This is a genomic window from Candidatus Pantoea persica, from assembly GCF_013753875.1.
Taxonomy (GTDB): Bacteria; Pseudomonadota; Gammaproteobacteria; order Enterobacterales; family Enterobacteriaceae; genus Pantoea; species Pantoea persica.
The window spans coordinates 225954-238035 of record NZ_SMDS01000018.1; the positions used below are offsets into that span (position 1 = coordinate 225954).

The window sequence follows — 12082 nt, forward strand, 5'->3', positions numbered from 1 at the left end:
GACAGTAAGCCGAGCCTGTTCACGTTTTATTAGCCACTTTTATGTAACGCACCATGAAGTTGCCGATAGGCCTTGACGATCTCATCCAGCGAGGCGCGGTTCAGCCCGCTGGGATTGGACAGCACCCAAACCTGGGTTTTGCCCATAAAACTGCCCTGCATGCCCCAATCCACCTTGCGCAGATTAAAGGCGCGCCTGAAAGCGTCTTTGCCGAGAATCGCCAGCACGCGCGGCTGGTAGTTCAGCACCTTGTCGGTCAGGCGCGCGCCGCCGTGGCGCAGCTCTTCAGCGGCCAGCTGATTCGCCTGCACCGTGGGACGCTCTACCAGCATGGTGATGCCGCAGCCGGTCTCCAGCAGCCGCAGCTCCTCTTCCGGCTTCAGCTGCTCGTGGGTGAAGCCGGCGAGATGAATCACCTTCCAGAAGCGATTGCCGGGATGCGCAAAATGATAGCCGGTATGCGCCGTCGAGTGGCCGGGATTGATGCCGCAGAACAGCACGTCGAGGCCGGGCGCAATGATGTCGGTAATATTATGCTCGCTCATGCCGCCTCCTTCAGCCCGACGCGATGGCGGATAGCTGCGCGACTGCGCGCCAGCATCGCTGCCGAGAGCGTCTTATCCGGGCAGGCGCGCGCCAGCGCCAGCGCGCCGACCATTTCGGCCAGCAGACTGCTGGCCAGCGTCTCCGCATCGCGCTGCCACAGTTCCGCGAGCAGCGCGCTCAGCCGCTGCAGCATCGCCGCTACGCCCTGGGTAAATATCGCCTGCGCCTCTTCGGGCAGATGGCCGACCTCGCTGACCAGCGCCGGCACCGGGCAACCTTCGGCGCGGCAGTCGCGATGCGTTTCCGACAGGTAGTAGTCAATAAGCGTGCTGAGCCGTTCAGCCGGATCGGGCTGCTGCCAGAGCGACCTCATACGCTGCGCGGAGTCGGCGAACATCTCAGCAATCACCACCTGCACCAGCGCCTCGCGCGAGTCGAAGTGCGCATAGAAGCCGCCGTGCGTCAGCCCGACACGCTTCATCAGCGCCGCCACGCCAATACTTTCCGTGCCGCATTCGCGCATCACCCGCGCTGCCTCTTCCAGAATGCGCTGCCGCGTGCGCGCTTTGTGCGTTTGTTTATCCATTTGTCTCTGCTCACTAAAACCGTTTGGCCGATTATAGCAATCATTACGACCGTCATATTACCTGCTTAACGCCTAATATGATTGTCGTCATATCAGCTGCATGTATGACAACCATCATACGCAAGGGGTTCACTATGTCAGCATCATCACAGGGCTTTGCTTTAATCACCGGCGCATCCAGCGGTATCGGCGCCACCTATGCGCAGCGTCTGGCGGCGCGCGGCTACGATCTGATTCTGGTAGCGCGCGACCAGACCAGACTAGACGCGATGGCGCAGTCGCTGCGGCAGAAACATGCCATTGAGGTACGCATTCTGCGCGCCGATCTTACCGACGCCGCCGATCTGCACCGCGTTGAGCATGAGCTGAAAAACAACGCGGCGATTACCCTGCTGGCGAACAATTCCGGCATGAGCGTGGACGGTGATTTTCTCGATGCCGACATCGAACGCATGCAGGCCATGCTGGCGCTGAATATTCTCGCCCCCACGTGCCTGGCGCACGCGGCGGGCAATGCGTTTCGCACACGCGGACGCGGCGTGATTATCAATGTCGCCTCGGTGCTGGCGCTGGTACATGAGAAGTTCAACGGCGCCTATAACGGCAGTAAATCCTTTATACTGACGCTGACGCGCACTATGCAGCGCGAGCTGGCAGAGAGCGGCGTACAGGTGCAGGCCGTGCTGCCCGGCGCGACGCGCACCGAGATATTTGACCGGTCCGGCAACTCGCTCAATGCGCTTCCGCCGCAGATAGTGATGGAGGTGGATGAGATGGTGGATGCCGCGCTAGTCGGGCTAGATGCGGGCGAAGCGATACCCCTTCCGGCGCTGGAGGATCTTGCGCAGTGGCAGGAGCTTGATCGCCTGCGCGGCACGATAGTGCCCTTTCTGTCGCAAAGCCAGTCGGCGTCGCGCTACCGCGTGCGCAGCGTGAACGATCAGGGCGCGGTGGCAGACTAAGGATGTAGAGTGCGCTGACTGCTCCCCCTATGTGTGTAAATGCGCGACACGTGATGCTTATCGCCTGCGCTTGTCTGGTAAAAGGCGCCGCATATTCGGGAAATGTCTAGTTGAATCAAGCACTCATGCGCTGGAGAAATTTTCAGCATCCGGCGGATGAGTGCTGGATCGCTCTAAACAGATACATTATAATCCCCGCTCTGCTGGCCCCTTAGCTCAGTGGTTAGAGCAGGCGACTCATAATCGCTTGGTCGCTGGTTCAAACCCAGCAGGGGCCACTAAATTTAAGCTGTCTAATTAGTAAGATAAAGCCACTTTTAAAAGTGGTTCATTTATTGGCTGAATTAAAACGGTGGTAAAATAGTGACGCAATTTTATAATACGTGAAAAAATGATTTTAAAGATTCTATTAGCCCCTCATTCGCATTCTAAAATCCAGTCCCGCCTATATCATCTCGCTTTAAGATATTATCGGTATTGTAGAACATGTTCCTTTATCATCCGGCAAGGCCAATCTATTTTTCGAGTGCCCTTTTCGTAGCTGTCATCAAAATCACCTAAAAAATCCAATAACAACTAAACTACCACTTACATTTACACAAAATAACATGTAGACTTCTATTCAATTTCAATTAAGCATCACGTTCACTCCATTATTAAACAGCAATTTAATTAATTAAATTAAATAACCAGCTCAAGAATACCTCAATTGATTAAAATCATTCTATTCTATTCTGAATAGCGTAATCTCTCTTTTTCTTACAAGGAAAGGTGGCGCAAATGGCGATTCCAGCTTACCTATGGTTAAAGGATGATGGTAGTTCTATTATTCGAGGTTCAGTAGATGTTCAGAATCGTAAAGGCAGTATTGAAGTCACTGCTTTTTCCCATAATCTAAACCTTCCTACCGATGCCATGACTGGTAAAATCACAGGGACAAGAAAACACTCACCGGTCTTAATACAAAAAGAATTTGATTCTTCCTCTCCCTATCTTTATAAAGCTGTTGCCACGAGGCAAAAGCTCAAGTTTTCCATTATGGAGCAGTCGGACATGCTGCAGGCATTATAGCAGAGATCTTGCTAAGAGCGGCTGGATGGGCACAAAGCCGAGCAGGCACAAGTTCGCCTGCTTTTGGCGACTGGTATAGATCTGCACCTTATGGCGACGATCCAGATAATCAGTCATGGATAAGAATGGGAATAGAATATGCGAAACGCTCAGTTTTTAAAAAAACGACATCTGCTTATTTTACTTTTTCCTGTGTTATTTTGAGCAGCGTTTAAAATTGACCACTTATCCCCACTTGAACAAACCCTACCGCAAACCATTCCCGTGACCTCTCACGTAAGCCTCTACATCACCGAAGCCAGTGCTGGGACCACGACAGACTTTTCATATCGCTTCTATTTATACAATGCCAGCAAAAATACTCGCACTTTTATGGCGAGCCCGAAAGATGGCAACGAACCCTTTATGATTACAACGGACCACAACACGTTGCAGAAGGTGGATAATGATGCGATCTATTTATCCGTAAAAGGCTCTCTCTACCGCTTCACCAATGCCCCCGCCTGCCGCGTTGACAAAACCATCTATTACGTGCCCGTGTACCTCACTGCAACGCCTTACTGAATAACAATCCTCAAATCACTCTTCAGACGCATCGTTCTATTAAAGGTATCTGGTTACAAGTGGCTTTTATTCGTATAGACAGCGGATAACAGTTATTGCCTGCGTAGGGGACTGCGAAGCGCAGCCGGAGAGCATTAGCGTCATCAGGCCGCTGCCCAGCAGCGTTGCGGTCATTTTCATTGTGTCATCCTTAAATGCTAGAGTGAGGGGAGAGTACGCTGTCAAAATGTAGCAGTTAACCTAAGCTCGATGCAGCCTAACGATCACAGGAGAGGATGATGGGAGTTCGTGTACGTTCCACGTTGCTTGACGTGCTGGAGTGGGTTGAATACGCCTTTCAGCCCGCTAGCGAAGCGACACCGCCTACGGCATGCAGCGCCACAGCGCCACGGTGGTGGAGGATGCGGCCAACGTGCCGCCGAAAAGCTGCAAGTCGGACGGCGTGATCGGCCTGGGCGCCCGCCCGGTGGCGGTCTACACCGCCGACTGCCTGCCGGTGCTGATCGCCGAATGCCGCCATCAGCGCGTGGCGGCGGTGCATGCCGGCCTGAAGGGCACGCTGGCGGGCGTGCTGGAGAGCGCCGTGACGCGGCTCTGTCGCGATAGCGCGACGCCCGCGCACCTTTCCGTCGCCATCTGCCCGGCGATTGCGCCCTGCTGTTAAGAGCTGGGCGTGGAGATGCTGGCGCAGATCGCGGCGCGCCAGCCTGGCCCGCTGGAGCAGTGCTGGCATCGCGCGCAGCCACGCAATCCGCTCGCCGTTAGGCCGCAGGCTATCGCCACCCAGGCGAGCGTCTGGTTCGATCTGCCGCAGCTGGCCACCGCCATTCTGATGCGCGCGAGCGTGCCGGGCTAGCAGATCAAGAACGTTGGCTTCTGCACCTACTGCATGGCGGAGGCGGGATCGAGCTACCGGCGCGACACCCATTTCAACAACGGCTACCAGTCGCGCTACTCCTAGATCCGTCGCCGCAGCGGCGCGCTTTTTTAACGCGTCTCACAGCGCTGCAAAATTTCACTTTTTAATAACATCACGGCGACTACAGTAAACTCATCTGATCACTTTGCATGAGTGACACAGCCGTGAACAGCCACGCCTACCCCGCCCTTTTCGCCCCGCTCGATCTAGGGTTTACCCAGCTGCGCAACCGCTTTCTGATGGTCTCGATGCATACCGGCCTGGAAGAGCATCCGGCGGGCGCGCAGCGCCTGGCGGCCTTCTATAGCGAACACGCACTTTCGCCACAAATTCGCCGCCGCCGGGGTTGAGGTGCGTACCTGCTACCGCGTCACGGCGCAGATGCTGGACGAGGCGGACGAGATCGTGCAGACGACCGGCATTCAGCCGCGCACGCCCGCGATTCCGGGCATCGATCACCCCAGCGTGCTCAGCTATCTCGCGGTGCTGCGCGATAAAAAACCGGTGGGACGCCGCGTCGCCATTATCGGCGCGGGCGGCATCGGCTTCGATACCGCGATGTTTCTTTCGTAGCCTGCGGAGGCGAACGACATCGATCATTTCTGCCGCGAATGGGGCATTGACCAGACGCTTGCCGGGCGCGGCGGCCTGCAGCCGGCAGCGTCACCGCGCGAGATCTGGCTGCTGCAGCGCAAACCGGGCAAACCGGGCGCCGGGCTGGGCAAAACCACCGGCTGGATCCATCACGCCACGCTGCAGGCGCGCGGCGTGCGCATGTAGGGCGGCGTAGAATATCTGGCGATTGACGACGAGGGGCTGCATCTGCGGCGCGACGGCGTCGAGGAGACGCTGCCTCTGGATAATCTGATTATCTGCGCCGATCAGGAGCCGCAGCGCGAGCTGGAGGCGGCGCTGCGCGCGCGGCAAGCGGCTACACCTTATCGATCGGCGGCGCCGACGTGGCGCTGGAGCTAGATGCGTGCCGGGCGATCGCCTAGGCGACAACGCTGGCGCTGTAATCAGCGTATCTTCACCGCGCGCAGCACCACGAACTTCTGGTTCGACGCCACCAGCGTGCAGTTGCCGAAAAGCTTTTTCAGCTTGTGGTGATAGTCAAGGTGGCGGTTGCCGACGATGCGCAGCTCGCCGCCGTATTGCAGGCAACGCTTCGCATCGTGGAACATCTGCCACGCCAGATGATCGGTGACCGCGTGATGCTGGTGGAACGGCGGGTTGCAGAGCACCGTGTGCAGGCGGTCTGACGGGTAGCCGCTCAGAACGTTGTTGACGCGGAACTGGCAGCGCGCCAGGTCCTGCGGGCGATTCACCTCGACGTTCAGCTGGCTCGACGCCACCGCCATATAGGACTCATCGAGAAAATGCACCTCTGCCTGCGGATTGCTCTCCAGCACCATCAGACCGATTACACCGTTGCCGCAGCCGAGATCGACAATCTCGCCTTCGATATTTTCCGGCAGATGCTGCATAAAGAAGCGCGCGCCGATATCCAGCGAGGCGAGGGAGAAGACGTTGGCGTGGTTATGGATCTGATATGGCGTCTCATCCAGCGGCCAGACGGTGGTCGCCGCCTGCGGCACGGGCGCGGGCGCGGCGGGCAGCGCGTCGAGGCTGCTGAGAAAGTGCACTTCGCCGTCGTCTAGCGCGTTGAGGCGCAGGTTCTGGCGCGTCGCCTGCCGGCTCAGCCAGGAGTCGCTGACGTGCCAGACCGGACGCGGCGCGAGCGCGCAGGTCAGCGCGCCGAAGCTGTCGTTGAATACCAGGATCGGCCCTTGCGGCAACGTCTGCTGCAGCAGATATTCATCTGCGGCGTCCCACGCCTAAAGCGGGCTTTGTTCGCGCATCTGCAGGAAACGGTGCAGGATCAGGTTGCGATCGACTAGTTCAAGTTGGCTCATGAATTCTCCGGCTGGTACAATCTGGCGGTTTTTCGCCCCACAAGGGGGGCGCAGTATACTTTCTTTTCGCCGGGAATCCCTAATGTCCTCTCTTATCTATCTGCAGGGGTATCCTGAGAACATTCTTCAGCAGGTTCAGACGCTGATTGACCATCAAAAGCTGGAGGCGTTTATCCAGCAGCGCTATCCCGACACCCACGATATCGTCAGCGACAAGGCGCTCTACGACTATACCCAGGCGCTGAAAAACCGCTACATGCGCAACGCGCCGCCTGTCAGCAAGGTGATCTAGGACAACAAGATCAAGGTGATGAAGCACGCGCTAGGGCTGCATACCGCAGTGTTGCGCGTGCAGGGCGGCAACCTCAAGGACAAGGTGGAGATCCGCGTCTCGACCTTTTTCCGCCTCGAGCCGGAGCCGTTTCTGCGCATGATCGTGGTGCACAAGCTGGCGCACCTGAAGGAGAAGGATTACAACAAAGCCTTCTACCAGCTCTGCTGCCATATGGAGCCCGACTACCATCAGCTGGAGTTCGACGCCCGGCTGTGGATGACGGACCAGGCGATGCGCGGCAACGCCGCCTAGAGAAACTCCTGCGCCTTCTGGATCAGGCTGGTCTTGGTCAGCGCGCCGAGAAAGCGCTTCTCCTGTGGATTATTCAGCACCAGCAGGCGTTCCAGCGTGACGCGTGCGAACGCCTCCCAGCCCTCGCGCATGCTCTGATTCTGATAAACAAAGGGAAAGTTGTCGTCCGTCACCATCGCGACCGGCGAATCCAGCGTGATCTCCTGCGCCAGCATCTTGCGCGCGATGTCGTGGATCAAGACTACGCCGAGAAAGGCACCCGCCGCGTTGATTACGTAGGCGTAGCGTTCTCGCTTCAGCGAGCTGACCGCCAGCGCCTGTCCCACCGACTCCTGCGGCTGCAGCGCCGCACCGGGAATGATCAGCTCCGCCACGCGCATATTGTCGAAGTCGTACTTGGCTTCCGAGCAGTTGAAGTGGCTGCCGACCACCGGATAGGTGCTGGCAGACTGCAGCCGATAGACCACCATCTACGCCAGCACAGCGGCGAGCATCACCGGAAAGAGCAACATGCTGTTGAGCGTCATCTCTAGCACCATCAGGATCGCCATCAGCGGCGCCTGGCTTACCGCCGCCAGCACCGCGGCCATGCCGATGGCCGCATAGAACAGCGGGTCGCCGATCGGCAGATGCAGCGCCGCGCCGAGCAGCGCGCCAATCAGCAGCGACGGTGTAAACAGGCCGCCCACCGCGTTGGAGCCGACCGACAGCATGGTGGCCAGCGTCTTCAGCACCAGCAGCAGGCCCTGCAGCAGATAGTCGCCCGCTATGATCTTCACGATCACCTCATAGCCGTTGCCCAGAATATCAGTGGAGATCAGCGCCAGCAGCCTACCGCCAGCCCGCCAGACCGGACGCGAGGCCAGTCGCCACCGTTACCAGCAGACTGCTGAGGTCCATCTGGAAGCTGGCGTCCGCCAGCGGATAGAGGGCGTTGCGGAAGCCCAGCGACCACATGGTCGTGACGGCGACTGACGAGGCGATCACCAGCGGGATCAGGCGCTACAGCGCCGAGATACAGAAGGCGATTTCGGCGAAGAAGATCGCCGACGCCAGCCCGGCCGCCGCGGCCATCGCCACCACGTCGCTGTTCTTCAGCTGCAGCGCGACGAGCTGCACCATCGGCCCCTCTTTCCCGATTGAGGCGCCCGAGCCGATGCTGGCGATGGAAGAGAGTGCGCGAAACAGCGAGGTGCGGGTCGGCACCTCGTCGAGCCGCGCGTTGATCACCTCAAGGTAGTCGGTTTTGACCGTCTGCTGCTGTTCGATGCTCACCCCATAGCGCAGGAAAAAGCCCGCCAGCAGGCCGCCCGCGACCACTAGCAGCGGCCAGAAGATCCATAGCCAGACATGTATCACCACGATGATCTTGCCATTGCTGCCAAACAGCAGCCGGTTGATCAGGTCGATCACGCTGCGAAACGCCAGCGTGACCAGCGACGCCGCAAGGCCAACGGGGATCGCCACCAGCAGCGTGGTCCAGTTCAGAGCGTGTTTACTTCCTTTCAAGCTCGGTCTCCTTGTTTCAGCCAGCCACCGTGGCACCACCACTATATTGGAAGGCGGATCGCTGGATCAAATTCCCCTGCTTACTCGCGCGATCCGCCGTGCTACTCTGCCGCTTATTTGCCGCAGGAGAGATGACGTGATCCGTTTTGCCATTGTGGGAACCAACTGGATAACTCGCCAGTTTATCGAGGCCGCGCATGAAACCGGCCATCTGCACCTGAGCGCGATCTATTCGCGCGCGCAGCAGCAGGCAGAGGCGTTCGCCGAGCACTTCCCCTGCCCGCATCTGTTTACCTCACTGGCGGCGCTGGCGGCCAGCGACGAGGTCGAGGCGGTCTATCTGGCGAGCCCGAACGCGATGCACTGCGAGCAGGCGCAGCTGTTTATGTCCCACGGCAAGCACGTTATCTGCGAGAAACTGCTCGCCTCCAACCTGCGCGAGGCCGAGCAGATGATCGCCTGCGCGCGGCGCCATCAGGTGATCCTGTTCGAGGCGTTTAAAACTGCCAGCCTGCCTAACTTCGCCCGGCGCTGCCCTGTCTTGGCCCGCTGCGCAAGGCGTTGTTCAGCTACTGCCAATATTCGTCGCGCTATCCGCGCTACCTGAACGGCGAATCTCTCAACACCTTCGATCCGCGCTGGTCGAACGGATCGATTATGGATATCGGCTACTACTGCCTGGCGGCGGCGGTGACGCTGTGGGGCGCGCCGCAGCGCGTGCAGGCGAACACGACGCTGCTGGCCAGCGGCGTCGACGGCTACGGCAGCGTGCTACTCGACTACGGCGATTTCGACGTGACACTGCTGCACTCCAAGGTCAGCGACTCGCGCATTCCAAGCGAGATTCAGGGCGAGGAAGGATCGCTGCTGATTGAAAAACTGTCGGAGGTGCAGTCGCTGACGCTGCTGCCGCGGGGCGGCGACGCGCAGGATCTCAGCCAGCCGCAGCATAGCAACACCATGCTGTATGAAGCGCAGACCTTTGTGCAGCTGGTGCGCGCCCAGGGTATCGACCATGCCTCGCTGGAGGTTTCGCGCACCACCGTCGCGCTGCTGACGGAAATTCGCCGCCAGACCGGTGTGGTGTTTCCGGCCGACGCAGACTCTGTGTAAATATGTCTAAATATGAATGGCCTGCTCTTGCCACTTTTCCCGTCAGCACCTATCTTAACTGCCAGCAAAGGGGAGTGACTTGTAAGCTGCTCGATCGTCATTACGATGCGCAAGCATCCGGTCGACAGACAACTCGGAATCTGATTCTGCGTTGTAAGTGAGACCTTGCCGGAAGGCAAGGTTCGCTTACATCCTGTAAAGCAGCTGACGTCTTCTGAATTCAGCCGTTTTTTTTATTTCAGGGCAGGAAAACGATGCAAACTGTTGGAACACCGCTTCTCTGGGGCAGCTTTGCGGTCGTGGTGCTGATCATGCTGGCGATCGATCTCTTATTGCATGGTCGGCGCGGCGCGCAGACCATGAGCTTTAAGCAGGCGACAGTCTGGTCGCTGGTCTGGGTCTCGGTGTCGCTACTGTTCAGCGCCGCCTTTTGGTTGTATATCGAGGGCAGCGCCGGGCGGGAAGTCGCCACCACGCAGACCCTTGCGTTTCTCACCGGCTACGTGCTGGAGAAGGCGCTGGCGGTCGATAACGTCTTTGTCTGGCTAATGCTGTTCAGCTACTTCTCAATCCCTGCCGCGCTGCAGCGCCGCGTGCTGATTTACGGCGTGCTGGGCGCAATTGTGCTGCGCACCATTATGATTTTCGCCGGCAGCTGGCTGGTGACGCAGTTTAGCTGGATCCTCTACCTGTTCGGCGCGTTCCTGCTGCTGACCGGCCTGAAGATGGCCTTCTCGAAAGAGGATGATAAGAACGCAGTGGGCGACAAGCCGGTGGTGCGCTGGCTGCGCAAGCACCTGCGCATGACCGACGAGCTGGAACTGGAAGGCGAGAAGTTTTTTACCCGCAGAAACGGCGTGCTGTTTGCGACGCCGCTGCTGCTGGTGCTGATTATGGTGGAGCTGAGCGACGTGATTTTCGCAGTCGACAGCATTCCGGCGATCTTCGCCGTGACCACCGATCCCTTTATTGTGCTGACCTCTAACCTGTTCGCTATCCTTGGTCTGCGCGCCATGTACTTCCTGCTGGCCAACGTCGCGGAACGTTTATCCATGCTCAAGTACGGGCTGGCGATTGTGCTGATATTTATCGGCATCAAGATGCTGATCGTCGACTTCTACCATATTCCGGTCGCGATCTCGCTGAGCGTGATCGGCGTTATCCTCGGCTCGACGCTGTTGATCAACGCCTGGATGAATCGCCAAAACGACCAGAAAAAAATTTCACAATAATCCGCTATAGGGGCAGCCAATGCCCCTGTTTTATTTTTCCAGTCACGAATGCGACATTTTATTGCTCTGTCACACTTCACGCAAACAGCATAACTGAAATCCGATCTCCCCCGCATTGGCAGAATTATCTCTTTCTTCGTCAGATCTTTTCCTTATACTCCGCCGGGCAAACCGCTCCAGGCGCGTTAATCAACGCCCTCTGGTCCACATCCCGCTACAATGTAAAGAACAACTATGCAGACATTTCTCTCCGGTCGACTGGGCGCGCTACTCGCAGGAAGCCTAGTGAAACAAATTATGGTAGGGCTGGTGGCCGGCGTGGCGGTGGCCTGGGTTTCGAAAGATGCGGCGATGGCGGTCGGCCTGCTGGGCGAGCTGTTCGTCAGCGCGCTGAAGACCGTCGCCCCGCTGCTGATGCTAGTGATCGCCTCGATTGCCAATCACCAGCAGGGCCAGAAAAGCAATATCAACCCCATTATCGCGCTCTATCTGCTGAGCACCTTTTTGCGGCGGTGGTCGCGGCGGTATTCCGTCATCTGGTGCCACAGACGCTGACGCTGGCGGTCGGTAAAACCGAAATCACGCCGCCGTCGGGCATTACCGAGGTGTTGCGCGGCCTGCTGATGAGCATGGTTACCAACCCAATCACCGCACTGATGGAGGCCAACTATATCGGCATTCTGGTGTAGGCGGTCGGCCTTGGTCTGGCGTTTCGCCACAGCGCACAGAGCACGCGTGACCTGCTTAATGACGCCTCGACTGCCGTGACCTGGCTAGTGCGCTGCGTGATCTGCTGCGCGCCGATCGGCATTTTCGGCCTGGTGGCGTCGACCGGCTTTGGTGCGCTGTGGCAGTACGCGCACCTGCTGGCGCTGCTGCTGGGCTGCATGGCGCTAATGGCGCTGGTTGTGAACCCGATGCTGGTCTACAGCAAGATCCGCCGCACCCCTATCCGCTGGTGTTTACCTGCCTGCACAAGAGCGGCGTGACCGCTTTCTTTACCCGCAGTTCGGCGGCCAATATTCCGGTGAATATGGCGCTGGCGAAACGCCTGAACCGGGATGAGAATCGGCTGCTA

Annotated in this window: 7 protein-coding genes, 1 tRNA gene and 8 pseudogenes; 12 read left to right on the forward strand and 4 right to left on the reverse strand. The window is 58.3% G+C overall.

Annotation, left to right across the window (positions count from 1 at the left end; genetic code table 11):
• Positions 1-29 precede the first annotated feature (29 nt).
• Both mug and EIO60_RS10000 read right to left on the reverse strand, forming a co-directional pair.
• Entirely contained in the window at positions 30-545 is a 516-nt protein-coding gene (gene mug, locus EIO60_RS09995) for a G/U mismatch-specific DNA glycosylase (protein ID WP_258576694.1), read from the reverse strand.
• Positions 542-1132, reverse strand: coding sequence for a TetR/AcrR family transcriptional regulator (locus EIO60_RS10000; protein WP_258576695.1), 591 nt, complete (start codon positions 1130-1132; stop codon positions 542-544). The genes mug and EIO60_RS10000 overlap by 4 nt, the downstream gene beginning before the upstream one ends.
• A gap of 134 nt (positions 1133-1266) precedes the next feature.
• Between EIO60_RS10000 and EIO60_RS10005 the strand changes: the two genes are divergently transcribed.
• From EIO60_RS10005 to EIO60_RS10040, 8 genes and pseudogenes are all read left to right on the forward strand, one after another.
• Positions 1267-2094 (forward strand): SDR family NAD(P)-dependent oxidoreductase, encoded by an 828-nt coding sequence (locus EIO60_RS10005; protein WP_258576696.1) that lies wholly within the window; start codon positions 1267-1269, stop codon positions 2092-2094.
• A 205-nt stretch (positions 2095-2299) separates the two neighbouring features.
• Positions 2300-2372 (forward strand) — tRNA-Ile (locus EIO60_RS10010).
• A 502-nt stretch (positions 2373-2874) separates the two neighbouring features.
• Positions 2875-3123, forward strand: a pseudogene (locus EIO60_RS10015) (Hcp family type VI secretion system effector); the annotation flags it as partial.
• Between the two features lie 50 nt (positions 3124-3173).
• A complete protein-coding gene (locus tag EIO60_RS10020; protein ID WP_258576697.1) occupies positions 3174-3380 on the forward strand; it encodes a hypothetical protein in 207 nt (68 codons plus the stop codon).
• Between the two features lie 49 nt (positions 3381-3429).
• Positions 3430-3729 (forward strand): hypothetical protein, encoded by a 300-nt coding sequence (locus tag EIO60_RS10025; protein WP_258576698.1) that lies wholly within the window; start codon positions 3430-3432, stop codon positions 3727-3729.
• A 278-nt stretch (positions 3730-4007) separates the two neighbouring features.
• Positions 4008-4690: pseudogene (locus tag EIO60_RS10030) on the forward strand (purine nucleoside phosphorylase YfiH/LACC1 family protein).
• A 206-nt stretch (positions 4691-4896) separates the two neighbouring features.
• Positions 4897-4998, forward strand: a complete 102-nt coding sequence (locus tag EIO60_RS10035; RefSeq protein ID WP_258576775.1) for a hypothetical protein — start codon at positions 4897-4899, stop codon at positions 4996-4998.
• Positions 4964-5646, forward strand: a pseudogene (locus EIO60_RS10040) (FAD-dependent oxidoreductase); the annotation flags it as partial. The gene EIO60_RS10035 and the pseudogene EIO60_RS10040, both read left to right, overlap by 35 nt.
• Before the next feature lie 21 nt (positions 5647-5667).
• On the opposite strand, the pseudogene EIO60_RS10045 reads toward EIO60_RS10040, so the two are convergent.
• Positions 5668-6564: pseudogene (locus tag EIO60_RS10045) on the reverse strand (methyltransferase).
• Positions 6565-6646: 82 nt separating this feature from the next.
• Here EIO60_RS10045 and EIO60_RS10050 point away from each other — a divergent pair.
• Positions 6647-7150, forward strand: a pseudogene (locus tag EIO60_RS10050) (YgjP-like metallopeptidase domain-containing protein).
• Here the strand turns inward: EIO60_RS10050 and EIO60_RS10055 are convergent.
• Positions 7147-8659 (reverse strand): annotated as a pseudogene (locus EIO60_RS10055) (chloride channel protein). The pseudogenes EIO60_RS10050 and EIO60_RS10055 overlap by 4 nt on opposite strands.
• Before the next feature lie 136 nt (positions 8660-8795).
• Here EIO60_RS10055 and EIO60_RS10060 point away from each other — a divergent pair.
• The 3 genes and pseudogenes from EIO60_RS10060 to sstT all read left to right on the forward strand — a co-directional run.
• Positions 8796-9772, forward strand: a pseudogene (locus tag EIO60_RS10060) (Gfo/Idh/MocA family protein).
• Between the two features lie 254 nt (positions 9773-10026).
• Entirely contained in the window at positions 10027-11004 is a 978-nt protein-coding gene (locus tag EIO60_RS10065; protein ID WP_258576699.1) for a TerC family protein, read from the forward strand.
• A gap of 234 nt (positions 11005-11238) precedes the next feature.
• A pseudogene (sstT, locus tag EIO60_RS10070) lies at positions 11239-12073 on the forward strand (serine/threonine transporter SstT); the annotation flags it as partial.
• Between the last annotated feature and the right edge of the window lie 9 nt (positions 12074-12082).

Excerpts from the sequence above, each read along its gene's own strand:
- mug (WP_258576694.1), bottom strand. The coding sequence starts at position 545 with ATGAGCGAGCATAATATTACCGACATCATTGCGCCCGGCCTCGACGTG.
- EIO60_RS10000 (WP_258576695.1), bottom strand. The coding sequence starts at position 1,132 with ATGGATAAACAAACGCACAAAGCGCGCACGCGGCAGCGCATTCTGGAA.
- EIO60_RS10005 (WP_258576696.1), top strand. The coding sequence starts at position 1,267 with ATGTCAGCATCATCACAGGGCTTTGCTTTAATCACCGGCGCATCCAGC.
- EIO60_RS10035 (WP_258576775.1), top strand. The coding sequence starts at position 4,897 with ATGCATACCGGCCTGGAAGAGCATCCGGCGGGCGCGCAGCGCCTGGCG.
- EIO60_RS10065 (WP_258576699.1), top strand. The coding sequence starts at position 10,027 with ATGCAAACTGTTGGAACACCGCTTCTCTGGGGCAGCTTTGCGGTCGTG.